Genomic DNA, 26,803 nt, shown 5'->3' with positions numbered 1-26,803 from the left:
GAGGAGCACTGACCCACAACGGGCCACCGATCGGGGAGGCTGGAACGCATGGAGTGGATGGACTGGCTGCAACAGAACCCGTGGGCCGCGTGGCTCGCGGTGGCCCTCGTCCTCACCGCGGTCGAGGCCGCCACGGCGGACCTCATCTTCCTCATGCTCGCCGGAGGGGCCGTCGTCGGCATGGTCGTCGGGCTCCTGCCCTCGACCGTCGCGATGCAGGTGATCGCCGCCTGCGTCGCTGCGCTCGCACTCCTCGTCGGGGTGCGTCCCACGCTCAAGCGTCGGATGCTCGACTCCATCCCCGACGCCCGGCTCGGCACCGAGTCCTACGCCGGCCGTACCGCGCAGGTCACCGAACCGGTCGACGTACACGACGGCCGCGTGCGGTTCGACGGAGAGATCTGGAGCGCCCGCTCCGAGGACTCCACCATCCCGCTCCCGGCGGGCACCACGGTCACGATCGTCCGGGTCGAGGGCGCCACGCTCGTCGTCGCCCCCACCACCACGGTGCAGGACGTCGTACCCCGCCCGGACGACCCGACCCCGCCCCCGGGGCCGGGGCCGTCCCTCTGACCCATCCACCATCGTTCTCACACAAGGGGAGTGACAACGCATGATCGGGACCATCCTGCTCGCTCTGCTGCTGATCCTCGTCGTGACCGTCGTCGTCAAGTCGGTCCGGATCGTCCCGCAGCAGACCTCGCTCATCATCGAGCGACTCGGTAAGTACTCGCGCACCCTCGATGCCGGTTTCCACGTCATCGTGCCGTTCGTCGACAAGGTCCGCGCGAACATCGATCTGCGCGAGCAGGTCGTCTCGTTCCCGCCGCAGCCGGTGATCACGAGCGACAACCTCGTCGTCAACATCGACACCGTCATCTACTACGCCGTCACGGACAGCAAGGCCGCCGTCTACGGCATCGCCAACTTCATCCAGGGCATCGAGCAGCTCACCGTCACGACGCTGCGCAACGTCATCGGCTCGATGGACCTCGAGCAGACGTTGACGAGCCGCGACCAGATCAACGGTCAGCTCCGCGGCGTCCTCGACGAGGCCACGGGCAAGTGGGGCATCCGCGTCTCGCGCGTCGAGCTCAAGGCCATCGACCCGCCGCACAGCGTGCAGGACTCGATGGAGAAGCAGATGCGTGCCGAGCGAGACCGCCGCGCCGCGATCCTCACGGCCGAGGGCGTCAAGCAGTCGCAGATCCTCACGGCCGAGGGTGAGAAGCAGAGCCAGATCCTCCGCGCCGAGGGCTCGGCCCAGGCCCGCATCCTCGAGGCCCAGGGTCAGGCCCGCGCCATCAAGCAGGTCTTCGAGGCGATCCACAAGGGCAAGCCCAACCAGGAGCTCCTCGCCTACCAGTACCTCCAGATCCTCCCGCAGCTCGCGCGCGGCGACTCCAACAAGATGTGGATCGTCCCGAGCGAGTTCACCGAGGCGATGAAGGGATTCGGCAACGCCTTCGGCAGCGAAGGCTTCTCCTTCCCCGGCGCCTCGGCCGCCACCTCCGGCGACGTCGAGGTCGAATGGGGCGAGGACGACGACGCCTTCCACGACATCGCGCTGCAGGATCCGCAGGAGGCGCTCCGCAAGGCCCGTGACGAGGCGGCGAGCACGTCTGCCGAGGCCGAGGGCACATCCGCGCACATCCAGGGCCGCCGCCCGCGCCCGCAGAACGCCGGCCTCGGTGCCCGTGCGGACGCCCCGCAGATCGGCGCCGCCGACCCGAACGTCCAGGCGCCCACCGCCGGGATCCCCGGTGTCGACCCCGCCGCGGCGCCCGTCGCCGATGCCGTGGCCGACCCGACCCTCGGCGCCCCGGGTACCGGGACCGAGCCGGCCGGGGGCTCCTCGGCCGCGCAGCCGCCCACCCCGGAGGCCGCAGACCCGTGGACCCCGCGATCGGACGACCCGCAGCAACCGCGCTGACCCGGACGCCCGACCCCCCGTCCCGCACCCTGGACCGACACGGCACGGGCACCGCGTCCACGTGAGACGTCCTCGGCACCCCGTCACCCTTAGGGTGGCGGGGTGTCGCTGTTCGAGGTGGTCTGCATCCTGCTGGCCGGGGTCGCGGCCGGGACGATCAACACCGTCGTCGGCGCGGGTTCCCTCGTCACGTTCCCCACGCTGCTCCTCTTCGGGTACCCGCCGGTCGTCGCGAACATGACGAACGCCGTCGGCCTCGTCGCCGGGGGAGCGAGCGGCGTCCACGGCTACCGCCGAGAGCTCGCGGGCGAGGCACCGACGCTGCGGCGTCTCGTGCCGGCCACTCTCGTCGGCGCACTCGCCGGGGCCCTGTTGCTCCTCGTGCTGCCGGCGGAGGTGTTCGAGGTCGTCGTGCCCCTCCTCATCGGGCTCGGCGTCGTCCTTGTGCTCCTCGGCCCCCGGTTCAAGGCGCGCGCGGCCCGGCGCCGCGCCGCAGGAGCGACACCACGCACCCACCGTGTTGCCCTCCCGCTGCTCGTCGGTCTCACGGGCGTCTACGGCGGCTACTTCGGCGCCGCGCAGGGCGTCCTCCTCGTCGGGATCCTCGGCGCGATGCTCCCGGCACCGCTGCAGACCGTCAACGGCATCAAGAACGTCCTCGGCCTCGTCGCCAACGCCACCTCCGCCCTCGTCTTCGTCGTCGTCGTCGGCTCCGACATCGCGTGGTGGACCGCCCTCGTCCTCGGGACGGGCGCGCTCCTCGGCGGCGTCCTCGGAGCACGCATCGGGCGACGCCTCCCGCCGCCGCTCCTCCGGGCGGTCATCGCGACCATCGGCGTCGTCGCGATCGTGCGGATGCTCTTCGGCTGAAGCCGACCACTCTCCACAGGAACGACGCGAAAGGCCCCACGGCATGACGGACGCCCCCATCGAGATCGACGACCCCCGTGACGAACGCGTCGCCGACTTCCTCCACCTCACCGACGTCCACCTGCGGCGTCGGCTCGAGCCCGAGCGGGGGCTGTACCTCGCCGAGAGTGAGAAGGTCATCCGCCGCGCCCTCGCGGCGGGGCACCGGCCGCGGTCGTTCCTCATGGCCCGCAAGTGGCTCGACGACCTCGCCGACCTCGTCGACCAGGCGCTCACGCACGACGTGCCCGTCTACGTCGCGGGCGAGGACGTCATCCGCGAGATGACCGGCTTCCACCTCCACCGCGGTGCGCTCGCCTCGATGGAGCGGCCCGAGATGTCGGCCCTCGAGGACGTCCTCGACGGCGCACGCCGGGTCGTCGTCCTCGAGGACATCGTCGACCACACGAACGTCGGCGCCGTCTTCCGCTCGGCCGCGGCGCTCGGGGTCGACGCCGTACTCGTCACCCCACGCTGCGCCGACCCCCTCTACCGTCGCAGCATCCGCGTCTCGATGGGGACGGTCTTCCAGGTGCCGTGGACCCGCACGGGGGTGTGGCCCGCCGGGGTCGACCAGCTCCGCGAGGCGGGCTTCACCGTCGCGGCGTTCGCACTCGAGGACAGCTCGGTCTCCCTCGACGACCTCGCCGCCGACCCGCCCGAGCGCCTCGCCCTCGTCATGGGCACGGAGGGCGACGGTCTCGGCCGCCGAACGGTGGCGGCCGCCGACCTCGTCGTCCGCATCCCCATGGCGGGCGAGGTCGACTCCCTCAACGTCGCTGCGGCCGCCGCCGTCGCGATGTGGGCCCTCCGCGCGCCGTCCCGCTGAAGCGGCCTCACTCTCTGGCGGCGCGTCTCCGTGACGACGCCGCAGACGCCGGAGACGCCGCAAGGCGGACCCCCGGGTCGGGGATCCGCCTTGCGGCGCCTCGTGGAGCAGTGGGGGTCAGTCCGCGGCGGACATGCCGGTGAGCACCGCTCGCCCGAGGACGTGCTCGAGCATGACGAACGACGCCTGCGCGGGCGGCGTGCTCGGGTCGAGGGAGAGATCCTCGGCGTCGAGGGCGTGGACGGCGAACATGTACCGGTGCGGACGGTCGCCGGGGGGTGGGGCCGCGCCACCGAAGTCGTCGGTGCCGTAGTCGTTGCGCAGCTGCACCGAGCCACGGGGGAGGCTGCCGCCGCCGATGAGGCCGGCGTTCGCCTCGAGCTCGGTGACGTCGGCCGGGATGCCGACGACGAACCAGTGCCAGAAACCCGAGGGCGTGGGGGCGTCCGGGTCGAAGCAGGAGACGGCGTAGCTCTTCGTCCCCTCCGGCGCACCCGACCAGCGCAGCACCGGCGACGTGTTGCCGCCGCCGTAGGTCTGCTCCGTCGGGAGCGTCCCCCCGTCGGCGAACGTGGGGCTCTCGAGCGTGAAGGACGGGACGCGGGGGAGGAGCTCGTAGGGGTCCGGGGCCTGGGGTCGTTCGAGGTTCATGTCTCGACACTAACGGCCGCGGGCGGCGCGTTCGAGGGGGCCGGGAGGACGAGTCGGGCGAGGAGTCGGTCGAGTTCGGCCACCGGATCGGTGGTCAGGCCGCCGTGGCGGGAGCCGGGCTGGACGACGGTGCTGCGGGGAGCGGCGATCCAGCCGAACCGGGCGCCCTGGCGCGTGAGGTCCGTGCGGCCGGCCTCCCCGCGACACACGGCCTCGACCTGCCGGAGCGAGGCGCGCAGGGCCTTGAGGTCGAGGTCCGGATCGAGGGCGAGCAGACGCTCCGGGCACAGCGCGTGACCGCTCACGAGGACGTCGGCCTCCTGGCAGAAGAGGACGACGCCGACGTTGACGAACTCTTCACGCTCGACGCGGGGGACGCAGCGGAGGGTGACGTACTGGTAGGGGAGGAGGTCGCTCATCGGTCCGCCCCCGGCAGCCAGGCGGCGGGCGCCGCGAGCCGCGCACCCAGGCACGCGACGTACGCCTCCCGCACGGCGTCCGCGTCGGGGAGGTCGGCGGTCGTCTCGAGCCATTCCTCGGGCGCGGCCTCGACGACCCCGCGGATCACCTCGGGGGTGAGGAGTGCCGCCAACTCCTCGTGGCGGGCCGCGACGGCCGTGGTGCCGGCGACGTCGGCGAGGACGTGCGTCGAGGCGTCGAACCGCTGGGCCGCGAAGCGCTCCGGCGAGGGGGCGCGCGAGGGCCAGGAGTGATGGAAGTACAGCGCCGCCCCGTGGTCGATCGCGACGAGCCGGTCGTGCCACCACAAGAGGTTGGGGTTGTGCCACGTCCGGTCGACGTTCGCCGTGAACGCGTCGAGCCAGACGATCGCCTGCGCCGTCGCGGCGTCCGGCACGCGGGACCCGTCGTACCCGAACGCGCCCGGGAGGAAGTCGAGGCCGAGGTTGCTGCCGAGTGAGGCGTCGAGAAGGTCCTGCACCTCCTCGTCCGCCTCGTAGCGGGCGATGGCGGGGGGCAGCTCGATCTCGACGAGATCGGGCACGTCGACGCCGATCGTCCGACCGAGCAGCCCGACGACGACCTCGGCGACGAGGACCTTGAGTCCCTGCCCGGCGCCGCGGAACTTCACGACGTACATGCCGTCGTCGTCGGCCTCGACGAGCCCGGGCATAGACCCACCCTCGCGCAGCGGCAACACGTAGCGGGTGGCCCGCACCTTCTCCATCACGTCGTCCTCACGACGCCAGGGTAGGACCCCGGGAGGCGTCCTCCCCCCGTCATCCCGCCGTCCTCCGCCCTGCCCTCCCGGCTGCCCGGGTGCGACGACGCCGCTACCGTGTGCCCATGGAACCGGTCTACACCCCCGTCATCGGCCTCGCCCGCGCCCTCTTCGCCGCCCAGGGGCTGCGGTTCCGCGTCACCGGTTCGGAGCACATTCCCCACGAGGATGGCGCGGTCGTCGTCATGAACCACCTGTCATATCTCGACTTCACGTACGCCGGTCTCGCGGCGCGTCCGTCGGGGCGCGTCATCCGGTTCATGTGCAAGGACACGATCTTCGACCACCCCGTCGCCGGGCCGCTCATGCGCGGGATGAAGCACATCCCCGTCGACCGCGAGAACGGGTCGGCGTCGTTCCGGGCCGCGCTGCGGGCCCTCAAGGACGGCGAACTCGTCGGGGTGTTCCCCGAGGCGACGATCTCCCGCTCGTTCGAGCTCAAGGAGTTCAAGTCCGGTGCGGTGCGCATGGCGCAGGGGGCCCGCGTGCCGATGATCCCCGTCGTCCTCTGGGGCAGCCAGCGGGTCTGGACGAAGGGCCACCCGAAGCGGCTCGGGCGCACCCACACGCCGATCTCGATCGACGTGGGCGCCCCCATGGACGTGCCGCGCGGGGCCGACGTGACGCAGGTCGTCGCCGATCTGCACGCGCGGATGACGACGATGCTCCAGGCCGCCCAGGACGCCTACCCCACCGTCCCGTTCGAGGACCGCGCGTTCATGCCGGCGCGCCTCGGAGGCACGGCCCCGACACTCGAGGAGGCGACGGCCCTCGACCTCGAGGAGACCCGCCTGCGTCGGCAGCGCAGGCTCGCGCAGGACGCCGCCGGGACCGACCCCGACGAGGTCGCCGGCCAGCCGTGACGCCGGGACGTCGTCGGGCGATGACGCCGCTGGTCGAAGGGTTGTCACCCCGGCCGCCTACGGTGCCCGCATGAGCACGAGCGAGACGACCCCCACGCCGCGGCCGGACGCCGCCGACACCGCGCGCGAGGCGTCTCCGAACGAGACGGCGACCTCCGCCACCTCGACTCCGGCCTCCGGCGACGAGGCCACGGCGGACACCACACGTGTGCCCCGTCTCGACGAGGCTCAGCGGCGCATCGCCGACCGGGTCCTCACCGATCTCGCCGGGGCGGGCGCCCGGCTGCGGGCGGACCAGGAGACTGCGGTCGCCGCGCTCACCGTGCCGGGTGCTCGCGCCCTCGTCGTCCAGGCGACCGGGTGGGGCAAGTCGGCCGTCTACTGGGTGGCCACCGCCCTGCGCCGCGCCGCCGGTGCGGGACCGACGCTCGTCGTCTCCCCGCTCCTGTCGCTCATGGGTGACCAGGTCGCGGCCGCCGGTCGGGCGGGACTCGTCGCCGAGACCCTCCACTCCGGCAACGTCGACGAGTGGGGCGTCGTCGAGGCGCGGCTCCGCGCCGACGAGGTCGACGTGCTCCTCGTCTCGCCCGAGCGCCTCGCCAACCCCGGCTTCGGTCGCCGCGTGCTCAGCGGACTGCGGGGTCGGCTCGGCCTCCTGGTCGTCGACGAGGCGCACTCGATCTCCGACTGGGGTCACGACTTCCGCCCCGACTACCGCCGGGTGGCCGACACGTGGCGCGACCTCGACCCGACGTGCCCCGTGCTCGCGACGACGGCGACGGCCAATGCGCGCGTCACCGCCGACATCGCGAACCAGCTCGGCCCCGCCACCCTCGTGCTCCGCGGGCCGCTCGCCCGGTCGAGCCTCCAGCTGGCCGTCGTGCCCCACCTCGACCCCCTCGCCCGGTACGCGTGGGTCGTCGAACACCTCCGTCGACTGCCCGGATCGGGCATCGTCTACGCCCTCACCGTCGCCGACGCCGAACGTCTCACCGAGGCGATCACCGCCGAGCTCGGCCCCGAGGCGCCTGTCGCCGCCTACACCGGCCGCCTGCCCGCCGACGAGCGTGCCCGGCTCGAGCAGGACCTGCGTGACAACCGGGTCAAGGCCCTCGTCGCCACTTCGGCCCTCGGCATGGGCTTCGACAAGCCCGACCTCGGATTCGTCGTCCACGTCGGCCCCCCGCCGTCCCCGGTCTCCTACTACCAGCAGGTCGGACGCGCCGGTCGTGGCATCGACCACGCCGTCGTCGTTCTCCTCCCCGCGCACGGTGACGAGGCCGTCTGGGAGCACTTCGCGACGTCCACGCTGCCGGACCCGCGCCAGGTCGAGGCGATCCTCGCCGCCCTGCGCGAGGCCGCCCCCGAGCCCCTGAGCGTCGTCGCGATCGAGGCCCGCACGGGGATCCGTCGCGGCCGGGTCGAACTCCTCACCAAGCAGCTCGCCGTCGACGGCTGCGTCGATCGCGTCGACGCGGGTTGGGTCGTCACGGACGTGCCGTGGCATTACGACGCCGCCCACTACGAGGGGGTGCTCGCCCAGCGGCGACGCGAGGCCGACATCATGCGCGACTACATCGCCGGCGAAGAGTGCCTCATGGCGCTGCTGCAGCGGACGCTCGACGACCCCGACGCGCGCGCGTGCGGCCGGTGCTCCGCGTGCCTGGGGCGTCTGCCCGACGGGCTGAGCGAGCGACCGGGCCCCGATCTCGTGCTGCGCATCGGAGCGAGGCTGCGCACCCGCTTCCACGAGCTGCCGCCCCGCAGGATGTGGCCGGGGGCACCCTACGACCGCCGCGGACGCATCCCGGCGGGGGAGGCCGCCGAGACGGGCCGGGTGCTCATCCACGCGGACGCCCCGGAATGGCGAGGCAACCTCCAGCGCTTCGCCGCCGACGAACCCGACGCGGAGCTCCTCGGCCACGCCGTGCGTATCCTCGCCGACTGGCGCACCTCGTGGCCCTCCCGGCCCGAGGTCGTCGTCGCATTCGATGCCGAAGGACATCCCCGGATCGTCGAGGCCCTTGCCGCCCATCTGGCCGAGGTGGGCCGCCTGGACCGCGCCGCACTCACGGTGCGTTCGGCCGAGGAAGTCGGGGCGGACCCCGCCGACGGCGACGCGGGCGGAGCGGTCGAAGCGGCCGGGTGGGCTCGGCGTCTGCTCCTTGCGTCGGACGACGAGGCACGCATCCGCGGCCGATGGGTGCTCCTCGTCGTCGATGCCTCCTCCACGACGTGGGCGCCCACCGTCGCCGCGTCCCTGCTCCGCTCCCACGGCGCGGCCGGCGTCCTCCCCCTCCTCGTGCATCGGCGTCCCTGACGCCCGCGTACGGCGGGCGGCGGAGGACGCCCCGGTCGAACCCTCTCGCGCCGTCCGCCCCTCTCGCAGGGCGGCTCGGACGGACTCGCGCCGGGATCACGGTGACGGGACCACGCAATCGCCCACTGGGACTCTCCGCAGGGAATCGCTGCGGCACAAAAGGATTGAGGAGGTCGGAGTTTTTTCCTCCGGACGGAGGTTTGAAGCCCGGAGCCTTCGGGCAACATGGAGGGCGTACGACGCTCGGCACGGCCCGTCACGGACCGTTCGGGGGGCCACCCCTCCGACAGTCGGCGCCGAGGACGCTCAAGGTGATGGCGTCGGAGAATCTTTCTCGCCATCGCCCCTGACGAGAGGAAGACCATATGTTCGACCAGAACACGACGCAGGAAGACATCAGCCGTCTCAGCAACGCCGAGGTCATCGACCAGAACGGCGACAAGGTCGGTGGCGTCGGTCAGATCTACCTCGACGACCAGACCTCGCGTCCCACCTGGGTCACGGTCAAGACCGGCCTCTTCGGCACGAAGGAGACGTTCGTCCCCCTCGACCAGGCCACCCGTGAGGGCGACGCCATCCGCGTTCCCTACACCAAGGACTTCATCAAGGACGCCCCGAAGATGGAGGCGGACCACCACATCTCCGAGTCCGAGGAAGAGGAGCTTTACCGCTACTACAACCTCGACCGGGGCTACAACGACACCGACGTGAACCGCCGCGACGCCGACGTGGACCGCCGCGACGCGGTTGCCGGTGAGGTCCGTGAGGACCGCGCCGACCTGCGCGACCGCGAGGACCACACGGACGACGGCTCCGTCGTCCGCCGCGAGGAGGAGCTCCGCGTGGGCAAGGAGCGCGTCGGCGCCGGCCGTGTGCACCTTCGCAAGCACGTCGTCACCGACACGGAGACCGTCGAGGTCCCCGTCGAGCGCGAAGAGGTCCACGTCGTTCGCGAGCCCGTCCGTGACGGTGAGGTCGGCGGCCGCATCGGTGGCGACGAGAACGTCTCCGTCGAGCTCCACGAGGAGCGCCCGGTGGTCGAGAAGGAGACCGTCGCCAAGGAGCGCGTCGGCCTCGAGAAGGAGACCCACCGCGACACCGAGCAGGTCTCGGCCGAGGTCCGCAAGGAGCAGGTCGAGGTCGAGCGTGAGGGTGACGTCCGCCGCGACGACGCGTCTCGCGATGACACCCGCCGCTGAGCGGATGCGCTGAACGGGGTCACCCCGTAGCAGCTCTTCGTCAGACCCCCGGACCCACCGCCATGGTGGGTCCGGGGGTCTCACGCGGTCCGGGGTGTCGACGACGCCCGCGTCCGCTGGCCACGGTGGCCCGGCTTGCCCGCGGCGTGGAAGAGTCCCGTGACCGGGGAGACGAAACGGGCTGCCCGGGATTCTTCCCGGGCAGCCCGTTCACGACACGCTCGGGTTCACTGCTGCATGAACGCCCAGGCGTCGGCGACGATGTCGTGGAGCGACAGCTCCGGGCGCCAGCCGAGTTGATGCGCGGCGCGCTCCGAGGACGCGACGAGCGTCGTCGGGTCGCCCGCTCGTCGCGGCTTGACGGTGGCGGGCACCGGATGTCCGGTGACCTCGCGGCAGGCATCGACGACCTCCTTGACGGAGTAACCGGTGCCGCTGCCGAGGTTGAACACGCGGTGGGTCCCCGCCTCGGACGTCTCGAGCGCGAGGAGGTGGGCGCGGCCGAGGTCGACGACATGGAGGTAGTCGCGGACCGCGGTGCCGTCGGGGGTGTCGTAGTCGTCGCCGAAGATCGACACGGACTCCCGCTGGCCCGCAGGCACCTTGAGCACGTTGGGGATGAGGTGGGTCTCCACGGTGTGCCGTTCCCCGAACCGCCCACGTGCACCTCCGACGTTGAAGTAGCGCAGGGAGGTGGCGCCGATGCCGTAGGCCTTGGCGTAGCCGGTGAGCAGCATGTCGACGGCGAGCTTGGAGTGGCCGTAGGGGTTGATGGGGGAGGGTGTGGCGTCCTCCGTGATGGGGGAGACCTCGGGTTCGCCGTAGACCGCCGCCGTCGAGGAGAACACGACCCGCGGGATGCCTGCGGCACGGACCGCGTCGAAGAGCGCGAAGGAGCCGACGACGTTGTTCTCCCAGTAGATCTCCGGACGCTCCACGGACTCCCCGACGAGGGACTTCGCGGCGAAGTGGAGCAGGCCGTCGAAGCGACCCCGGGCGAGGAGGTCGTGCGCGTCGTGGATGCGGCAGATCTCGAGACGAGCCCCCTCCGGAACGGCGTCGGCGTGACCGGTGGACAGGTCGTCGACGACGACCACGTCGTGACCGGCCTCGAGCAGCTGGGACGTGACGACCGACCCGATGTAGCCGGCACCCCCCGTGACGACGAGCTTCATGTGTGCCCTCCTGGGTGTCCTCGGCCCGGAGACGGGCCGCTCTCACTCTAGAGGTGGAACTGTCGACGCCATCGGGGTTCTCCCGAGACCGAGGCCGAGGGGCCCAGGACGCGTGGTTCTCAACCGCTGCAACCCACGGCCGATGGGGGGGCCGACAGAAGGGATCCCGATGCGACGTCCGTACCGCAGCCCCGGTCTCAGCGACCGGGACCGAGAGGTGATCGAGATCGAGCGCCGGTGGGGCCCCGGGCCGTCGGCGACACCGATGAAGCTCGACGAGGCACAGGAACGCCTCGGCCTGGATGCGCGCTCGTACACCCTCGTCGTCAACAGCCTCATCGACGACCCCTCGGCCCACGCTGCTGACCCCGAGACGATGGCAAGCCTCCGTCAGATCCGCGACGCACACCGCGAGAGGCACCGTCCGAACTGACGCCTCGACGTCGTTTTCACATTGCCCGGCGAGCCGTGCTAGTGTTCCGGAGGTCGCGGCGCCGAAAGGCGAAGCGGACACCCTGTCCGGGTGGCGGAATGGCAGACGCGCTAGCTTGAGGTGCTAGTGCCCTTTATCGGGCGTGGGGGTTCAAGTCCCCCTCCGGACACCCAAGAACGAGGTCCTCCCGGGTACGACCTGGGAGGACCTCGTTCTGCATGCCGCCGGTGCCTTCATCGTCGAGGACGGCGGGCGTCCGACGACTGCCGTCGAATGGGGCTCGTGCCGCGGACGATCGTGTTCACCGATCCGGCGGAGCGGCCCACTGCGGCGCCGTCCGGCCTGGGTCGTGGAGCAGCGCATCCGTGGACGCGGCCCGGAGCCGAGTCAGGGGCGTGGGACGCGGATGATCTTGCGGCGCAACGACACCCTGCGCCGACCTCCGACGTACACGCGCACGCGGGCGAGCTCCCAGTGGCCGTGCTCCGCCTCGGCGACGAGCAGGGCGCGCAGCTCGTTGCGCGGCACCCGGGAGGGGAAGGTCAACTCGCGGTATTCGTACTCGAACATCCCCACCAGTCTCGCACCTCGGACGCAAGCAGGCCTCCGGGGGCACCCGTCACTGCGGGCACGGCGGTGGCGCATGCGATTTACCTCGCCTCGAGCCCTCGTAGGGGGTAGCGTCGAGGCATGAGCGCAGACCCGCGGGCCGCCCTGGTCACCTTCGTCACCGCCCTCGAACGTCATCTCGAGGCCGCCTCCTCTCGCCGGGGCGAGAACGACCCGGCCGTGGTGGCCGCCTACCAGGCCGTCGCGGACGCGTTCGACGCCTACGAGGATGCGCTCATGGAGGCGTTCGAGGAGGTCACCCCCCTCGAGATCTTCACCGACGACGAGTACGACGACGACCTCGACGACGAGGACGACGACCTCGACGACGACAACGATGATGACGACGATGACGATGATGACGACGATGACGAGGACGCCGACGACGAGGGCGCGTTCCGTCCCCACCGCTAGGTGACGACCCTGCCGTACTGGCTGGTCCTGGGGGCGAGCGCGTCGCCGACCCCCTCTCGTGACATCGAGGCCGCGCGTGCCGCGCTCGCCTCGGGATGCACCGGGGTCTGGGTGGGTGAGTCCTACGTGGAGGGAGCGCCGGCCCGACTCGCCGCCCTCGCCGCCGTCGTGCCCGACCTCCGTCTGGGGTTCGGGCTCGTCCCCGTGACGTCCCGTGGCTCGGATCATCTCGAGGAGACCCTCTCGACGATCTCGCTCCTCGCGCCCGGACGGGCGTCCCTCGTATTCTCCCTTCCCACGACCTTGTCGCCCCTCGCCCGACCGGGCTGGGAGGACAGGCTGGCGGAGGCGGCCGCCCTCGCGCGACGTGCGGGCGTCCCCGCCTCGGCGGCGGTGCACGACGTGGAGACCGCCCGTCTCGCCGCACCCCACGTCGACCGCCTCGTCCTGCGCGGGGTCGATGCCGAGGCGGTGACCCGCCTCCGGGCAGACCTGGTCGGGGAGTCGTCCCCGGCGGTCGACGTGTGGCTCGACGTCGCGGCGGCCGATGCCGTGGACGGCCTCGCCGCCGTCGTCGCGGAGCGCCTGGCCGTCCCCGGAGTGCCCGGACACGACGCGGGCCGCGCCGTCGCCCGACGTCGAGGTTTCGGCGGCCTCCTCGGCGAGGTGGAGCAGGCGTACGCGCTCGGGCTCCCCGAGCGCGCCGCCCGGGCCGTCCCGGAGGACCTCGTGCGGTCCACCTGTCTCGTCGTCGACGACCTGCCCGCACGGCTCGCCGAGTACCGCGGTGCCGGGGCGGACGGAGTGGGTCTCGCCGTCCACGACTACGACCCCGAGACGGTGCTGCCGCTCGTCCGAGCGGCCGTCGGCGGTGACTGCCCTCGGGGGCCCTAAGCTGGCCCCGTGGCCACAGTCCTCCTCGTCCGACACGGACGCACCAGCGCCAACGCCGGCGGGCTCCTCGCGGGATGGAGCAGTGGCGTCGAACTCGACGACACGGGCCGCTCTCAGGCCGAGGCCCTCGCGGCGCGTCTGCGCGACCTCTCCCTCGTCGCCCTCGTCTCGAGTCCGCTCACGCGCTGTCTCCAGACGTCCGACGTCCTCCTGCGGGGCCGGCCGCCGGTGTCGCGGACGGAGTGCGACGACCTCGGCGAGTGCCGTTACGGGGCGTGGACGGGGCGGCCCCTCGCCGACCTCGCGGGGGAGCCACTGTGGCAGACCGTGCAGCGCCAGCCCTCCGCGGCCACGTTCCCGCCGTCGGAGGAATACCGGCACGAGTCCCTGAGCGAGATGTCCGCGCGAGCCGTCGCCGCGGTGCGTCGTCACGACGCCGCGATCGAGGCCGAGCACGGGCCCGGCGCCCTGTGGGTCGCGGTCTCCCACGGCGACGTCATCAAGGCCGTCCTCGCCGATGCCGCAGGCACCCACCTCGACCTTTTCCAGAGGTTCACGGTCGGTCCGGCCTCGCTCTCCGTCGTGCGGTATACCGCGGAACGTCCCTACGTCTCCCGCGTCAACGACACCGGCGCCGACCTCGCCGGACTCGTCCCGCCGCCGGCCGCCGACGCCGCGACCACGGACGCCCCCGGCACGACGGGGACGGCGGGGGTCGTCGGCGGCGGCGCCTGACGCGCCCACCCGGGCGACGCCGACGCCCCACCCGCGGTGACGCCACGGGACCGCGTCCCCGCCTCCCGCTCGCACCCGAAGGAGAGGGCGCGGACTACGGTGGACCCATGGCCGTCATCGACTACGACCCCCCGGAGCGCTTCGTCGCCGGCACGGTGGGCCCCCCTGGGCAGCGTCAGTTCTACCTCCAGGCGAGCGGTGGTGGCCGGGTCACGTCGGTCGCGTGCGAGAAGGCACAGGTGGCGGTCCTCGCCGAGCGCATCGACGACCTTCTCGAGGAGTACGCGCCCGACGTCGAGGCCGATGACCTCGTCGACAACGCGCCCCTCGACATGCCGCTCACGGAGGAGTTCGTCGTCGGCACGATCCGCCTCGACTGGGACCCCCTCACCCAGCGCCTCGTCCTCCACCTCGTCCCCGTGGGAGAGGAGGTCGACGAGACGACGGATCTCGCCGTCCTCGACACCCTGAGCCTGCGGGTGAGCATGGACGCCCGCTACGCCCGGTCGTTCGCCAACCGCAGCACGAAGGTCGTGTCCGCCGGCCGGCCTCCGTGCCCGTTCTGCGGCGCGCCGCTCGACCCCGCGGGTCACGTGTGTCCCCGCGCCAACGGTTACAAGCGGTGACCGAGGCGACTCACGAGGTCCCGTCGGTCGCCGGGCTCGCCCGGGCCGCGGCCGACCATCCGCTCGAGATCGTCGGGCGACTGCTCGACGCGTCGAACGCCGTCTTCTTCGGCCACCTCGGCCCGACCCCCGTCGCCTACAAGCCGATCCGTGGTGAGCGGCCGCTGTGGGACTTCCCCACGGGGTGCCTCGCCCACCGCGAACGCGCCGCCTACTTCCTCGACGCGGCCGGGGGCTTCGGCATCATCCCGCCGACGATCCTCTACGACGGCCCCGCCGGCCCCGGCGTCGTCCAGTGGTGGATCACCGACCCCGCGGCGCTCACCCCGGCGGACGAGGACGAACTCGACGACCACGACGACGCGTTCGACGACGCGTTCGACGACGCCGAGACCGCCGCCGAGGACGACGACGACGAGGAGACGGACGGCTACCTCGACGAGGAGGAGATCGACGACTCGCTGTTCGCATTCGTCCCGCCGGGAGGGGAGGCCCCCGGCTGGCTCCCGGTTTTCGCCGGGGAGCTGCCGGACGGCCGCCCGGTCGTCTTCGCGCACGCCGACACCCCTGAACTCCGTTCGGTCGCCGTCCTCGACGCGATCCTCAACAACGGCGACCGCAAGGGCTCGCACCTCCGGCGGGCACCCGGCGGGTACCTGTGGGGCATCGACCACGGCGTGAGCCTCCACACCGACCCCAAGCTCCGCACGGTGTTGTGGGGGTGGGCCGGTGAACCGCTCACCACGACCGATCTCGCACGCGTCCGGGCCGTCCGTGACGCCCTCGCGCCGGGGGAGCGTCGCGCGGAGCTGGCCGAACTCCTCACGGGTGCCGAGCTCGACGCCCTCACCGCCCGCGTCGATCGCCTCCTCACCGAGCGGGTCCACCCGAGCCCGAGCCCCGGCTGGCCGGCGGTCCCGTGGCCCGTGCTCTGAGATCGGCCGCGCGGCGGTCTACGATCACGACGTGATCGCCTGGCCTGCACCCACCCGTACCCCGCTGCCCGGTCGGGGAGACGTCCCGACCATCCACGACACCGCGACGGCCGGTCCACGTCGCCTCGAAGTCGTCGACGGGCGCGTCGGCGTCTACGTCTGCGGCATCACGCCCTACGACGCGACGCACATGGGGCACGCCGCCACCTACGTCACCGTCGACGTGCTCAACCGGGCACTCCTCGACGCGGGCGCCGAGGTGACGTTCGTCGAGAACGTCACCGACGTCGACGACCCGCTCCTCGAACGGGCCGAGCGGGACGGCGTCGGTTGGCGCGAGCTCGCGACGCGGGAGATCCAGCTCTTCCGCGACGACATGACCGCCCTCGCGGTGTTCCCGCCCGACCACTTCGCGGGGGTCGTCGAGAGCGTCGACCTCATCGGCCGCGACGTGCGGGCGCTCCTCGAGGAGGGTGCCGCCTACTGCATCGGCACCCCGGACGCCGACGGCCGGGGCCTCGAGGACGTCTACCTCGACCTCACGACCCGGCCCGACTTCGGCCGGACGAGCCGCTTCTCCACGAGCGACATGGACGACGTCTTCGCCGACCGCGGCGGCGACCCCGACCGCGCGGGCAAGCGCAGCCGCTTCGACCCCCTCCTGTGGCGCGCGGCCCGTCCCGGGGAACCGCAGTGGGACGTGCCCGGCCTGCCCACCGGTCGGCCCGGGTGGCACATCGAGTGCTCCGCCATCGCCGTCGAGTACCTCGGACCGCGCTTCGCCGTGCAGTGCGGCGGTTCGGACCTCGTCTTCCCCCACCACGAGATGAGCGCCGTGCAGGCCGCTGCCCTCCACGGCGACGGCGCCTTCGCCCAGGCCTACCTCCACCAGGCGATGGTGGGGCTCGACGGCGAGAAGATGAGCAAGTCCAAGGGCAACCTCGTGCTCGTCTCCCGCCTGCGCCAGGCGGGGGAGGACCCGGCGGCGATCCGTCTCGTGCTCCTCGCCCACCACTACCGCGCCCCGTGGGACTGGACGCAGGAGGTCTTCGACGAGGGCCGTCTGCGCCTCACCCGCTGGCGGGACGCCGACGCCCGTACGTGCGACGCGGTGACGCAGGGATCGACGGGGACGACCGGCCTTCTCGGCGAGGTGCGGGCACGGGTCGCCGACGACCTCGACACCCCCGGCGCCCTCGCCACCGTCGACGCGTGGATCGAGGACGGCGCCGACCCCGCCGCGCTCGGCGGCGCGTCCCTGCACCACATCGTCGACACGATCCTCGGCATCCGCCTCTGACACGACGCGCGGACACGAGGCGCGACAACGACACACGACGGGGCCCGCCCCACGACCGGGGGCGGGCCCCGTCGGACGTCGGCCTCGTGTCTGCGTCCCGTCACCGTCCGGCGACGGGAGGAACCGGCTCGGCCCTACGGGGCCTGCGGGTCCTCCGGGTCGTCGGGTACGGCGGGGCCCTCGGTGCCACCCGGTCCTCCCGGGCCCTCGGCGCCACGACGACGCAGGTAGCGCTCGAACTCGGCGGCGATCGCGTCGCCGCTCGCCTCGGGGCTGTCGGCGGTGTCCTGCGCAGACTCGAGCGCCCGGACGTACTCGCCGATCTCCTCGTCGGACTCCGCGAGCTCGTCGACGCCCCGCTCCCACGCGAACGCGAGCTCCTCGAGGTCACCGTGCGGGAGCGCGAGGTCGAACAACCCCTCGATGCACGACAGCAGGGCGAGCGATGCCTTGGGGGAGTTGTGGGCGCCCGCGTAGTGCGGCACCGACACCCAGCACGACACGCACGGCAGCTCGGACTGACGGGCCGCGTCCGCGAGGACGCCGACGATCCCCGTCGGCCCCTCGTAGGTGCTCGGCTCCGCGTCGAACCGTTCGGCGACGTCGGGATCCTCCGTCGTCGTGACGACGGGGCAGGGCCGGGTGTGGGGCACGTCGGCGAGCAGCGCCCCCAGACAGACGAGCAACTCGGCCTCGACCTCGAGCGCGAGCCCGAGGAGTTCGATGACGAACGAGCGCCACCGCGTCGACGGCTCGATGCCCTGGACGAGGAGGACGTCGTGGCCGAAGCCCGGGTCGCGGGCGAGGAGGATCCGGGTCGTCGGCCACGTGATGCGCCGGACGCCCTCGTGGTACCCGACGCGTGGCCGGTTGACCTGGAAGTCGTAGTAGTCCTCGGGGTCGAGCGCGGCGACCGGCTCGGCGTCCCAGAGGTCGGCGAGATGGCCGATGACCGACGTCGCGGCCTCCCCGGCGTCGTTCCACCCCTCGAAGCCCGCGACGACGACGGGCCGCGTCAGCTCGGGTAGGTCCTCGACCTCGATCATGTGTGCCGCTCCGTGATCATCCCTCCACCCTACGGGGCGGTCCGGCACTGTCGGTGGAGGCCACTAGCATGGACGTCGTCCCCACCGGCCGCGGTGGACCCGTCCGACGGGGCCGCGACGCGGCTCCCGTCCCGGGCCCGTGACGCGACGGTCCCCCTTGAACGTGAGGCCACCACCTGTGAGCAGCCGCTCCGACCAGTTCCGCACCCTCCTCTCCGAGCGAGTCATCGTCGCCGACGGCGCCATGGGCACGATGCTCCAGGCGGCCGACCCCTCCATGGAGGACTTCGAGAACCTCGAGGGCTGCAACGAGATCCTCAACGTCACCCGGCCCGACATCGTCCGGTCGGTGCACGAGGAGTACCTCACGGTGGGGGTCGACGCCGTCGAGACGAACACGTTCGGCGCGAACTGGGCAAACCTCGCCGAGTACGACATCGCCGACCGCATCGAGGAGCTCGCCGAGGCTGGCGCACGCATCGCCCGCGAGGCGTGCGACGCCCACGCCACGCAGGACAAGCCGCGGTTCGTCCTCGGCTCGATGGGTCCGGGCACGAAGCTGCCCTCGCTCCTCCACGCACCGTACGCGCAGCTGCGCGACGCCTATCAGGAGTGCGCCCGCGGGCTCGTCCGGGGTGGGGCCGACGCGCTCCTCGTCGAGACATGCCAGGACCTGCTCCAGGCCAAGGCCGCGATCGTCGGCTCCAGGCGGGCCCTCGCCGAGCTGGGCGAGGACGTGCCGATCATCTGTTCGGTCACCGTCGAGACGACGGGCACGATGCTCATGGGCACCGAGATCGGCGCCGCGCTCGTCGCGCTCGAGCCGCTCGGCATCGACATGATCAGCCTCAACTGCGCCACCGGCCCGGCCGAGATGAGCGAGCACCTGCGGCACCTGTCGCAGAACGCCCGCATCGCCGTCGGCTGCATGCCGAACGCGGGTCTTCCCGAGCTCGGCAAGGACGGTGCCGTCTACCCGCTCGGCCCCGACGACCTCGCCAAGGCACACCGCCGATTCGTCGAGGACTACGGGCTCTCCCTCGTCGGCGGCTGCTGCGGTACGACGCCGGCGCACCTCGCCGCCGTCGTCGAGGCCGTCGGTGGCATGCCGGTCACGCCCCGCGACCCGCGTCCGGAGCCGGCCGTCTCCTCCCTCTACACCGCCGTCCCGTTCCGTCAGGACGCAAGCTTCCTCTCCATCGGAGAGCGCACGAACGCCAACGGTTCCAAGGCGTTCCGCGAGGCGATGCTCGCCGCCGACTGGGAGCAGTGCGTCGAGATCGCGAAGAACCAGACCCGTGAGGGCGCGCACCTGCTCGACGTCTGCGCCGACTACGTCGGCCGCGACGGCGCCGAGGACATGAGCGAGATCGTCAGCCGCTTCGCCACGAGCTCGACGCTGCCCCTCGTCCTCGACTCCACCGAGCCGGGCGTCGTCGAGGCCGGTCTGGAGCGCATGGGTGGTCGCGCCGTCATCAACTCCGTCAACTACGAGGACGGCGACGGCCCCGACTCCCGCTTCACCCGCATGATGCGTCTGGCCAAGGAGCACGGCGCCGCGGTCGTCGCCCTCACGATCGACGAGAACGGGCAGGCCCGCACCGCCGACGGCAAGGTCGAGATCGCCACCCGGCTCGTCGAGGCCATCACGAACGACTGGGGGATGCGGGTCGAGGACATCGTCGTCGACGCCCTCACCTTCCCCATCGCCACCGGCCAGGAAGAGACCCGCCGCGACGGTCTCGAGACTCTCGAGGCCATCCGGCGCATCACCGAGGCCTACCCCGACATCCAGACGACCCTCGGCGTTTCCAACGTGAGCTTCGGCCTCAAGCCCGCCGCGCGCGTCGTCCTCAACTCGGTGTTCCTCGACGAGTGCGTCAAGGCCGGACTGTCCAGCGCGATCGTCAACGCCGCCAAGATCCTCCCCATCGCCCGCATCGACGAGGGGCAGTACAAGGTCGCGCTCGACCTCGTCTACGACCGCCGCGAGTGGGCGGGCGAGCCCGGCGAGAGCGAATGCACCTACGACCCGCTCCAGGTCATGCTCGAGATGTTCGAGGGCGTCGACTCCGCCTCGCTCAAGGAGTCCCGCCTCGAGGAGCTCAACTCCCTGCCCGTGGGGGAGCGTCTTGCGCAGCGCATCATCGACGGTGAGCGCCAGGGCCTCGACGCCGACCTCGACGAGGCCGTCGCCGGCGGCACCCCCGCGCTGCAGATCATCAACGACCACCTGCTCGAGGGCATGAAGGTCGTCGGCGAACGGTTCGGCGCCGGCACGATGCAGCTGCCGTTCGTCCTCCAGTCGGCCGAGACGATGAAGGCCGCCGTCGCCCACCTCGAACCCGTCATCGAGGAGCAGGTCGCCGCTTCCGGTGGCACCGGCCGCCAGGCCAAGGCCAAGGTCCTCCTCGCCACCGTCAAGGGCGACGTCCACGACATCGGCAAGAACCTCGTCGACATCATCCTGTCGAACAACGGCTACGACGTCGTCAACATCGGCATCAAGAAGACGGTCAACGAGATCATCGAGGCCGCCGAGGAGAACGACGTCGACGTCGTCGGCATGAGCGGCCTGCTCGTCAAGTCGACGGTCGTCATGAAGGACAACCTCGAGGAGTTCAACAAGCGCGGCCTCGCGGCGAAGTGGCCGGTCATGCTCGGCGGCGCGGCCCTCACCCGCGTCTACGTCGAGGACGACCTCGCCTCGATGTACGAGGGCCACGTACGGTACGCCCGTGACGCGTTCGAGGGCCTGCGCCTCATGGACGCGATCGCCGCCGCCAAGCGCGACGGCTCCGACCTCGCCGAGGCCCTGCCGCCACTGAAGAAGCGCCGCGTCGCGCGCAGCAGCGCCGCCGAGGAGGGCGCCGAGTTCACGGACACGACCCGCTCCGACGTCGCTCGCCTCGCCGAGGTGCCCACCCCGCCGTTCTGGGGCACGCGCATCGTCAAGGGCATCGCCCTTGCCGACTACGCCGCCTACCTCGACGAGCGGGCGACGTTCCTCGGCCAGTGGGGCCTCAAGCCCACCCGCGGCGGCGACGGTCCCGACTACGAGGAGCTCGTCGAGACCGAGGGACGTCCGCGTCTGCGCATGTGGCTCGACCGCATCAAGACCGAGGACATCATGGAGCCGGCCGTCGTGTACGGCTACTTCCCCTGCTACAGCGAGGGCAACGACCTCGTCGTCCTCTGGCACGAGGGCGGCACCCACACCGTCGACGGCCGGGAGGTCGAGCACCACGAGGGCGACATCCGCGAGCGCTTCACGTTCCCGCGCCAGCGCCGCGACCGCCGTCTCGACCTCGCCGACTTCTTCCGCAGCAAGGAGGAGTACGAGAAGACGGGCGTCCCCGACGTCGTGCCCTTCCAGCTCGTGACGATGGGCGCGAAGGTCAGCGACGTCACCGCCGGGCTGTACGCGAAGAACGCCTACCGAGACTACCTGGAGCTCCACGGCCTGTCCGTCCAGCTCACCGAGGCGCTCGCCGAGATGTGGCACGCCCGCGTGCGTGACGAGCTCGGCATCGGCGACCCCGACTCGCTCGGCCTCGGCGAGATCCTCGACGTCAAGTTCCGCGGCTGCCGTTACTCCTTCGGCTACCCGGCGTGCCCGGAGCTCGGGGACCGGGCGACGATGGTGCGCCTCCTCGAACCCGAGCGCATCGGCGTCGAACTCTCCGAGGAGCTCCAGCTGCACCCGGAGCAGTCGACGGACGCGATGGTCGTCCACCACCCCGAAGCGTCCTACTTCAAGGTCTGAGCCGTGGACGACGCGACAACCCCGGCCCCCGACACCGCCCGGCGTCTGCCCGCGGCGGTGCTGTGGGACATGGACGGCACGCTCATCGACACCGAGCCTTCGTGGGCCCGGCACGAGACCGCGCTCGTCGAGTCCTTCGGCGGCACGTGGACGCACGACGACATGCTCGCCTGCGTCGGCAACCCCCTCGAGGTGTCGGCGCGGTACATCCGTGAGACGACGCCGGTCGACCTGCCGGAGCGGGAGATCACGGTGCGGATGCAGGCCGGTGTCATGGCCGACATGCGTGACCGGATGCCGTGGCGTCCCCGGGCGGCCGAGCTGCTCGCGGCGCTGGGGAAGGCGGGCGTGCCGTGCGCGCTCGTGACGATGTCGTGGCGTCCGATGGTCGACGTCCTCCTCGAGGCCCTGCCCGAGGGGACGTTCGCCACCGTCGTCACCGGCGACGTCGTCGAGCGCGGCAAGCCCGACCCGGAGGCGTACCTCACGGCGATCGCCGAGCTCGGCGTCGAGGCCGCGGAGTGCGTCGCCCTCGAGGACTCCCGATCCGGCGTCGGGGCGGCACTCGCCTCTGGCGCGCGCACCGTCGCGGTGCCGCACCTCGTCGAGATCCCCGACGCGCCGGGACTCGCGAAGGTCCCCACGCTCGCCGGGGTCGCCCCGGGGGACCTGTGGCGGCTGTCGCAGGCCTGACCGGGGGAGGCGACGCATGAGCGCCGCACCGCACGGCGTGCGTCTCGGGGCGCCGTTCGGCGTGCCCGTCCACCTCGCCTCGAGCTGGCCCGTCTTCGCGGTCTTCATGGTGCTCTACTTCGGGCCGCAGGTGCAGCGCGTCCTGCCAGGGATCGGTGCGGGCGCCTACTTCGTCGCCGTGGCGTATGCCGTCCTCCTCGCGACGTCGGTCCTCGCCCACGAGGCCGCACACGCCCTCGTCGCGCGGGCCGGTGGCGCGCGCGTCGGCCGCATCGTCCTCGACCTCTTCGGCGGGCACACGGTCTACGAGGCCGGACGGCTCACGCCGGGGCAGTCGGCGCTCGTCGCCGTCGTCGGTCCCGTCGCGAACGGCATCCTCGCCGCGCTCGGATGGGCCGTGTTGCCCCTCGTCCCGGACGGGGTGCCGTTCCTCCTCGCCGTCGCGTTCGTGTGGTCGAACGCCGTCGTCGCGGTCTTCAACCTCGTCCCCGGTCATCCGCTCGACGGCGGTCATCTCCTCGACGCGCTCGTCTGGCGCGTGAGCGGTCGTCGTGACCTCGGCCTCCTCGTCTCGGGATGGTCGGGGCGGATCGTCGCCCTCGCCGTCGTCGCCTGGTTCGTCCTCGCCCCGCTCTCGGCGGGGTCCCGGCCCTCGCTCGTCCTCGTCGCGTGGGCGGGACTCGTCGGGGCGATGCTCTGGGCGGGCGCCTCCCAGGCCGTCCGCGCCGGACGTCGGCTGCGGGCCTACGCCCGAGTCGACACCCGTGACGTCGTCGCGCCCCTCCGGGTCGTCCCCGGTGACACCCTGCTCGGCGACGCCCTCCCGAGCGTGGGGGAGGAGGCGACGACGCCCGTCGTCCTCGTCGGTGACCCCGCAGCCCCGGCCGAGACGTGGTTCCTCCTCGACCCGCCGCCGGGATGCCCCGCCGACGTCCCCGTCTCCGCCGTCGCCGCGCGGGCCCCCGCCGGGTGGATCCTCGACGCCGCGACGCGACCGCCGCTGCCGGACCTCGTCGATCACATGCACGCGACCGGCGCCCCCGTCCTCCTCCTCCGCTCGTCCGTCGGCGTCGAGGGTGCCGTGACCGCCGCCGCGGTCCAGGACGCGCTCACCCGTGCGGGTCTGCACGGGTGACGGGCCAGGGCCGCCACGACCTAGACTCGCGGGTATGACCGACGCCCTCCCTTCGCCCACCGGCGCGCACCTGCGCCGAGGCCCCTTCGTTGCCGGTGACCGCGTCCAGCTCACCGACCCCAAGGGCCGCCTCCACACGATCACCCTCGCCCGGGGCGGGCAGTTCTTCACCCATCGCGGCAGCCTCGCCCACGACGACGTCATCGGCTCGCCCGACGGCTCGACGGTGACGAACACCTCCGGCGTCGAATACCTCGTCCTGCGGCCGCTCCTCGCCGATTACGTCATGTCGATGCCCCGCGGCGCCGCCGTCGTCTACCCCAAGGACTCCGGTCAGATCGTCCAGATGGCCGACGTCTTCCCCGGTGCCCGCGTCGTCGAGGCGGGCGTCGGCTCCGGCGCCCTCTCGATGTCGCTCCTGCGTGCGGTGGGGGACCAGGGGCGTCTCTACTCCTTCGAGCGCCGCGAGGACTTCGCCGACATCGCCCGCGCCAACGTCGAGGCGTTCTTCGGCGGCCCCCACCCGGCGTGGAGCGTGCAGGTCGGCGATCTCGTCGAGTCCCTGCCGAGCGCCGTCGAGCCGGGCAGCATCGACCGGGTCGTCCTCGACATGCTCGCCCCGTGGGAGTGCCTCGACGTCGTCGCCGACGCACTCGCGCCCGGCGGAGTCGTCATCTGCTACGTCGCCACCGCCACGCAGCTGTCGCGCGTCGCCGAGGACATGCGCGAGCACGGCGGGTTCACCGAGCCGTCCGCGTGGGAGTCCCTCGTCCGCGGCTGGCACCTCGAGGGCCTCGCCGTCCGCCCCGAGCACCGCATGCACGGCCACACCGGCTTCCTCATCACCGCGCGCCGCCTCGCGCCGGGCGTCACACCGCCGCTGCGCAAGCGCCGCCCCGCCAAGGGCGCCTACGGCGAGGACGGAGCCGGCGCCGACAGCCCGGCCCTCACCACCGACGAGTGGAGCCCCGAGGACGTGGGGGAGCGGCCGGTGAGCGAGAAGAAGATCCGCCGCATGCGCCGCGCCGCCGACGCCGTTCTCGACCGATCGGGCACCGATTACGCCGACGCCGTCGAGGTGCACGCGACCACGGCCGAGGAGGACGACGGGACCGGCACGAGGCGGGAGGGCGAGAGCGATGAGTGACACCGGCGGCGACAGCATGAGGTTCCGCTCCCAGGGTCCGCTCACGCAGCCGAACGCCGACCCCGGCCGTCGCCTCGCGTCGGTGGAGGCGGCCGTGACGACCCTCTCCCGCCGCAACGAGGAACTCACCGGAGCCCTCACGTACGCACGCGACCAGCTCACTGGCCTCAAGGCGCAGGTCGACGCACTCGCGAGCCCGCCGCTGCAGTACGGCACGGTGCTCCGCGAGGCGCGTGACGGCACCGTCCGCGTCCTCACCGGCGGTCGGCCGATGCTCGTCACGGTCTCGCCCGACGTCGCCGAGGCCGACCTCCGCCCGGGTCGCGAGGTGCGACTCAACGACACGCTCTGCGTCGTCGGCGTCGGCGGATACGAGGACCTCGGGCAGGTCGTCACCGTCCACGAGGTCCTCGACGCCATGCGGGTCGTCGTCATCCTCCACGGCCAGGAGCAGCGCGTCGCGCGCCTCGCCGAACCGCTGCGCGCCGAGACCGTGCGGGCGGGGGACTCCCTCGTCTACGACGCGCGCTCGGGGTTCGCCCTCGAACTCGTCCCCGAGGTCGAGATCGAGGACCTCGTCCTCGAAGAGGTGCCCGACATCTCCTACGCCGACATCGGCGGGCTGTCCGGACAGATCGAGGCGATCCGCGACTCCGTCGAGCTGCCCTACCTTCACCCCGAGCTCTTCCGTGAGCACCACCTGCGGCCGCCGAAGGGCGTGCTCCTCTACGGCCCGCCCGGCTGTGGCAAGACGCTCATCGCCAAGGCCGTCGCCGCGTCCCTCGCCCGCCAGAGCGCGGCGCTGCGGGGCGAGGACGACACGACGAGCTACTTCCTCAACGTCAAGGGCCCCGAACTCCTCGACAAGTACGTCGGCGAGACGGAGCGCCAGATTCGGCTCATCTTCCGCCGCGCCCGCGAGCACGCCTCGGGCGGCGCGCCCGTCGTCGTCTTCTTCGACGAGATGGACTCTCTCTTCCGCACGCGCGGCTCCGGCCTGTCGAGCGACGTCGAGACGACGATCGTCCCGCAGCTTCTCGCCGAGATCGACGGCGTCGAGCGGCTCGACAACGTCATCGTCATCGGGGCGAGCAACCGGGAAGACATGATCGACCCCGCCATCCTCCGACCGGGCCGTCTCGACGCGAAGATCCGCATCGACCGCCCCGACGCGGATGCCGCGCGCGACATCTTCGGCAAGTACCTCACACCCGATCTGCCGCTCGCCGAGGCCGAGCTCGACGCGCACGGCGGTTCACGGGAGGCGTCGGTCGCGGCGATGATCGACGACGTCGTCGAGCGCATGTACGCCCGCACGCCCGAGAACCAGTACCTCGAACTGCTCTACGCCGACGGCACGCGTGAGGTGCTCCACTTCGGCGATCTTGCCTCCGGCGCGATGATCCAGAACATCGTCGACCGCGCCAAGCGGGCGGCGATCAAGGATCTTCTCGCCGGCGGGGACCGCGGTCTCACCCACCGGCACCTCGAGGAGGCCCTCGCCGCCGAGTTCACCGAGAACGAGGACCTCCCCGGCGCGAGCAACCCCGACGACTGGGCACGCGTGTCAGGCCGCAAGGGCACCCGCGTCGAACGGATCCGTCGTCTCGCCGCCGAACGCCGCGGGAGCGTCGCCGCACCCGCGGTCGTCGACGTCCCCGTCGAGGGCGACGTCCTCTGACATCCGGGCGCGGTCGACGCGCACGCCGTCCGTGCGCGCCGTCGACCGCCCCCTCGGGACCTCGCGTCCCCCCGGCCGGCGGGCAGTGTCGCGGATCCCGCGAGGTCCCGGCTCTGGGCTCGCGAGGGCTCGCCGTCGGTGACTACCCGCTCCGATTCGCGACCGCGGCGGCGTGATCGCGAGTGAGCGTGACCCACGCGACCCTCGCCCGGCGCACGGTGACGTCTCCGCTCGCCTAGCCTGGCGACCTACCAGCATCGACAGGAAGGC

25 protein-coding genes and 1 tRNA gene are annotated in these 26,803 nt (G+C 72.2%); 20 read left to right on the top strand and 6 right to left on the bottom strand.

Annotated features, from left to right (window positions below; translation table 11 throughout):
* The first annotated feature begins 48 nt into the window (after positions 1–48).
* The 4 genes from MOPEL_RS10830 (at position 49) to MOPEL_RS10815 (ending at position 3,671) form a co-directional block, all read left to right on the top strand.
* On the top strand, positions 49–573 hold the full coding sequence (locus tag MOPEL_RS10830; RefSeq protein WP_009482947.1) for an NfeD family protein: 525 nt from the start codon (positions 49–51) through the stop codon (positions 571–573).
* Between the two features lie 40 nt (positions 574–613).
* On the top strand, positions 614–1,933 hold the full coding sequence (locus MOPEL_RS10825) for an SPFH domain-containing protein (protein ID WP_009482946.1): 1,320 nt from the start codon (positions 614–616) through the stop codon (positions 1,931–1,933).
* Between the two features lie 102 nt (positions 1,934–2,035).
* Positions 2,036–2,803: a sulfite exporter TauE/SafE family protein gene (locus MOPEL_RS10820; RefSeq protein WP_009482945.1), complete on the top strand. Its 768-nt coding sequence runs from the start codon at positions 2,036–2,038 to the stop codon at positions 2,801–2,803.
* A gap of 43 nt (positions 2,804–2,846) precedes the next feature.
* Positions 2,847–3,671, top strand: a complete 825-nt coding sequence (locus MOPEL_RS10815) for a TrmH family RNA methyltransferase (protein WP_009482944.1) — start codon at positions 2,847–2,849, stop codon at positions 3,669–3,671.
* Positions 3,672–3,788: 117 nt separating this feature from the next.
* On the opposite strand, the gene MOPEL_RS10810 is transcribed toward MOPEL_RS10815, so the two are convergent.
* From MOPEL_RS10810 to MOPEL_RS10800, 3 genes are read right to left on the bottom strand one after another with little or no spacing between them, the layout of a single operon-like run.
* Positions 3,789–4,322 (bottom strand): YbhB/YbcL family Raf kinase inhibitor-like protein, encoded by a 534-nt coding sequence (locus tag MOPEL_RS10810; RefSeq protein WP_009482943.1) that lies wholly within the window; start codon positions 4,320–4,322, stop codon positions 3,789–3,791.
* A complete protein-coding gene (locus tag MOPEL_RS10805; protein ID WP_009482942.1) occupies positions 4,319–4,741 on the bottom strand; it encodes a DUF3037 domain-containing protein in 423 nt (140 codons plus the stop codon). The genes MOPEL_RS10810 and MOPEL_RS10805 overlap by 4 nt, the downstream gene beginning before the upstream one ends.
* Positions 4,738–5,508 carry a HipA family kinase gene (locus MOPEL_RS10800; RefSeq protein WP_009482941.1) on the bottom strand — a complete coding sequence of 257 codons (771 nt, stop codon included), beginning with the start codon at positions 5,506–5,508 and terminating at the stop codon, positions 4,738–4,740. Before MOPEL_RS10800 ends, MOPEL_RS10805 begins: the two co-directional genes overlap by 4 nt.
* Before the next feature lie 119 nt (positions 5,509–5,627).
* Here MOPEL_RS10800 and MOPEL_RS10795 point away from each other — a divergent pair, with 119 nt between their 5' ends.
* The 3 genes from MOPEL_RS10795 to MOPEL_RS10785 all read left to right on the top strand — a co-directional run bounded on the left by MOPEL_RS10795 (position 5,628) and on the right by MOPEL_RS10785 (position 9,944).
* Positions 5,628–6,425, top strand: coding sequence for a lysophospholipid acyltransferase family protein (locus tag MOPEL_RS10795; protein WP_040634106.1), 798 nt, complete (start codon positions 5,628–5,630; stop codon positions 6,423–6,425).
* A gap of 70 nt (positions 6,426–6,495) precedes the next feature.
* Positions 6,496–8,745 carry a RecQ family ATP-dependent DNA helicase gene (locus MOPEL_RS10790; RefSeq protein ID WP_009482939.1) on the top strand — a complete coding sequence of 750 codons (2,250 nt, stop codon included), beginning with the start codon at positions 6,496–6,498 and terminating at the stop codon, positions 8,743–8,745.
* 365 nt (positions 8,746–9,110) lie between these two features.
* The gene (locus tag MOPEL_RS10785; RefSeq protein ID WP_009482938.1) at positions 9,111–9,944 is read left to right on the top strand and encodes a DUF2382 domain-containing protein; all 834 of its coding nucleotides are present in this window, start codon (positions 9,111–9,113) and stop codon (positions 9,942–9,944) included.
* A gap of 227 nt (positions 9,945–10,171) precedes the next feature.
* Here MOPEL_RS10785 and galE read toward each other — a convergent pair whose 3' ends face one another.
* Positions 10,172–11,119 carry a UDP-glucose 4-epimerase GalE gene (gene galE, locus MOPEL_RS10780; RefSeq protein WP_009482937.1) on the bottom strand — a complete coding sequence of 316 codons (948 nt, stop codon included), beginning with the start codon at positions 11,117–11,119 and terminating at the stop codon, positions 10,172–10,174.
* Positions 11,120–11,288: 169 nt separating this feature from the next.
* On the opposite strand from galE, the gene MOPEL_RS10775 reads away from it, so the two are divergent.
* On the top strand, positions 11,289–11,552 hold the full coding sequence (locus MOPEL_RS10775; protein ID WP_009482936.1) for a DUF3263 domain-containing protein: 264 nt from the start codon (positions 11,289–11,291) through the stop codon (positions 11,550–11,552).
* Positions 11,553–11,636: 84 nt separating this feature from the next.
* Positions 11,637–11,721, top strand: a tRNA-Leu gene (locus tag MOPEL_RS10770).
* 218 nt (positions 11,722–11,939) lie between these two features.
* Here MOPEL_RS10770 and MOPEL_RS10765 read toward each other — a convergent pair.
* Positions 11,940–12,122 (bottom strand): DUF5703 family protein, encoded by a 183-nt coding sequence (locus MOPEL_RS10765; protein WP_009482935.1) that lies wholly within the window; start codon positions 12,120–12,122, stop codon positions 11,940–11,942.
* A 120-nt stretch (positions 12,123–12,242) separates the two neighbouring features.
* On the opposite strand from MOPEL_RS10765, the gene MOPEL_RS17775 reads away from it, so the two are divergent.
* From MOPEL_RS17775 to mshC, 6 genes are all read left to right on the top strand, one after another.
* Positions 12,243–12,575 carry a hypothetical protein gene (locus MOPEL_RS17775; RefSeq protein WP_009482934.1) on the top strand — a complete coding sequence of 111 codons (333 nt, stop codon included), beginning with the start codon at positions 12,243–12,245 and terminating at the stop codon, positions 12,573–12,575.
* Positions 12,576–13,469 carry an LLM class oxidoreductase gene (locus MOPEL_RS10755; protein ID WP_009482933.1) on the top strand — a complete coding sequence of 298 codons (894 nt, stop codon included), beginning with the start codon at positions 12,576–12,578 and terminating at the stop codon, positions 13,467–13,469.
* 9 nt (positions 13,470–13,478) lie between these two features.
* Positions 13,479–14,204, top strand: a complete 726-nt coding sequence (locus tag MOPEL_RS10750; RefSeq protein WP_009482932.1) for an MSMEG_4193 family putative phosphomutase — start codon at positions 13,479–13,481, stop codon at positions 14,202–14,204.
* Positions 14,205–14,311: 107 nt separating this feature from the next.
* Positions 14,312–14,830 carry a DUF3090 family protein gene (locus MOPEL_RS10745; protein WP_009482931.1) on the top strand — a complete coding sequence of 173 codons (519 nt, stop codon included), beginning with the start codon at positions 14,312–14,314 and terminating at the stop codon, positions 14,828–14,830.
* Entirely contained in the window at positions 14,827–15,765 is a 939-nt protein-coding gene (locus MOPEL_RS10740; protein WP_009482930.1) for an SCO1664 family protein, read from the top strand. The genes MOPEL_RS10745 and MOPEL_RS10740 overlap by 4 nt, the downstream gene beginning before the upstream one ends.
* Positions 15,766–15,796: 31 nt before the next feature.
* Positions 15,797–17,065 carry a cysteine--1-D-myo-inosityl 2-amino-2-deoxy-alpha-D-glucopyranoside ligase gene (gene mshC / locus MOPEL_RS10735; RefSeq protein ID WP_009482929.1) on the top strand — a complete coding sequence of 423 codons (1,269 nt, stop codon included), beginning with the start codon at positions 15,797–15,799 and terminating at the stop codon, positions 17,063–17,065.
* 134 nt (positions 17,066–17,199) lie between these two features.
* Here mshC and MOPEL_RS10730 read toward each other — a convergent pair whose 3' ends face one another.
* Complete coding sequence (locus MOPEL_RS10730; RefSeq protein ID WP_009482928.1) at positions 17,200–18,111, bottom strand: PAC2 family protein; 912 nt, start codon at positions 18,109–18,111, stop codon at positions 17,200–17,202.
* A 178-nt stretch (positions 18,112–18,289) separates the two neighbouring features.
* On the opposite strand from MOPEL_RS10730, the gene metH reads away from it, so the two are divergent.
* From metH to arc, 5 genes are read left to right on the top strand one after another with little or no spacing between them, the layout of a single operon-like run.
* Positions 18,290–21,877, top strand: coding sequence for a methionine synthase (metH, locus tag MOPEL_RS10725; protein ID WP_009482927.1), 3,588 nt, complete (start codon positions 18,290–18,292; stop codon positions 21,875–21,877).
* Between the two features lie 3 nt (positions 21,878–21,880).
* On the top strand, positions 21,881–22,570 hold the full coding sequence (locus tag MOPEL_RS10720; RefSeq protein WP_009482926.1) for an HAD family hydrolase: 690 nt from the start codon (positions 21,881–21,883) through the stop codon (positions 22,568–22,570).
* 16 nt (positions 22,571–22,586) lie between these two features.
* Positions 22,587–23,705 (top strand): site-2 protease family protein, encoded by a 1,119-nt coding sequence (locus tag MOPEL_RS16075; RefSeq protein WP_009482925.1) that lies wholly within the window; start codon positions 22,587–22,589, stop codon positions 23,703–23,705.
* A gap of 34 nt (positions 23,706–23,739) precedes the next feature.
* Positions 23,740–24,852 carry a tRNA (adenine-N1)-methyltransferase gene (locus MOPEL_RS10710; RefSeq protein WP_009482924.1) on the top strand — a complete coding sequence of 371 codons (1,113 nt, stop codon included), beginning with the start codon at positions 23,740–23,742 and terminating at the stop codon, positions 24,850–24,852.
* Positions 24,845–26,533: a proteasome ATPase gene (gene arc / locus MOPEL_RS10705; protein ID WP_009482923.1), complete on the top strand. Its 1,689-nt coding sequence runs from the start codon at positions 24,845–24,847 to the stop codon at positions 26,531–26,533. Before MOPEL_RS10710 ends, arc begins: the two co-directional genes overlap by 8 nt.
* Positions 26,534–26,803 lie beyond the last annotated feature (270 nt).

Source organism: Mobilicoccus pelagius NBRC 104925 (assembly GCF_000247995.1).
Classification (GTDB): Bacteria; Actinomycetota; Actinomycetes; order Actinomycetales; family Dermatophilaceae; genus Mobilicoccus; species Mobilicoccus pelagius.
This window is presented reverse-complemented; position numbering and strand designations above follow the sequence as displayed.

Coding starts and splice junctions, on each gene's coding strand:
- MOPEL_RS10830 (WP_009482947.1), top strand. CDS start 49: ATGGAGTGGATGGACTGGCTGCAACAGAACCCGTGGGCCGCGTGGCTC.
- MOPEL_RS10790 (WP_009482939.1), top strand. CDS start 6,496: ATGAGCACGAGCGAGACGACCCCCACGCCGCGGCCGGACGCCGCCGAC.
- MOPEL_RS17775 (WP_009482934.1), top strand. CDS start 12,243: ATGAGCGCAGACCCGCGGGCCGCCCTGGTCACCTTCGTCACCGCCCTC.
- MOPEL_RS10825 (WP_009482946.1), top strand. CDS start 614: ATGATCGGGACCATCCTGCTCGCTCTGCTGCTGATCCTCGTCGTGACC.
- MOPEL_RS10800 (WP_009482941.1), bottom strand. CDS start 5,508: ATGGAGAAGGTGCGGGCCACCCGCTACGTGTTGCCGCTGCGCGAGGGT.
- MOPEL_RS10765 (WP_009482935.1), bottom strand. CDS start 12,122: ATGTTCGAGTACGAATACCGCGAGTTGACCTTCCCCTCCCGGGTGCCG.
- MOPEL_RS10810 (WP_009482943.1), bottom strand. CDS start 4,322: ATGAACCTCGAACGACCCCAGGCCCCGGACCCCTACGAGCTCCTCCCC.
- MOPEL_RS10775 (WP_009482936.1), top strand. CDS start 11,289: ATGCGACGTCCGTACCGCAGCCCCGGTCTCAGCGACCGGGACCGAGAG.
- arc (WP_009482923.1), top strand. CDS start 24,845: ATGAGTGACACCGGCGGCGACAGCATGAGGTTCCGCTCCCAGGGTCCG.
- MOPEL_RS16075 (WP_009482925.1), top strand. CDS start 22,587: ATGAGCGCCGCACCGCACGGCGTGCGTCTCGGGGCGCCGTTCGGCGTG.
- galE (WP_009482937.1), bottom strand. CDS start 11,119: ATGAAGCTCGTCGTCACGGGGGGTGCCGGCTACATCGGGTCGGTCGTC.
- MOPEL_RS10795 (WP_040634106.1), top strand. CDS start 5,628: ATGGAACCGGTCTACACCCCCGTCATCGGCCTCGCCCGCGCCCTCTTC.
- MOPEL_RS10710 (WP_009482924.1), top strand. CDS start 23,740: ATGACCGACGCCCTCCCTTCGCCCACCGGCGCGCACCTGCGCCGAGGC.
- MOPEL_RS10745 (WP_009482931.1), top strand. CDS start 14,312: ATGGCCGTCATCGACTACGACCCCCCGGAGCGCTTCGTCGCCGGCACG.
- MOPEL_RS10805 (WP_009482942.1), bottom strand. CDS start 4,741: ATGAGCGACCTCCTCCCCTACCAGTACGTCACCCTCCGCTGCGTCCCC.
- MOPEL_RS10730 (WP_009482928.1), bottom strand. CDS start 18,111: ATGATCGAGGTCGAGGACCTACCCGAGCTGACGCGGCCCGTCGTCGTC.
- MOPEL_RS10815 (WP_009482944.1), top strand. CDS start 2,847: ATGACGGACGCCCCCATCGAGATCGACGACCCCCGTGACGAACGCGTC.
- MOPEL_RS10785 (WP_009482938.1), top strand. CDS start 9,111: ATGTTCGACCAGAACACGACGCAGGAAGACATCAGCCGTCTCAGCAAC.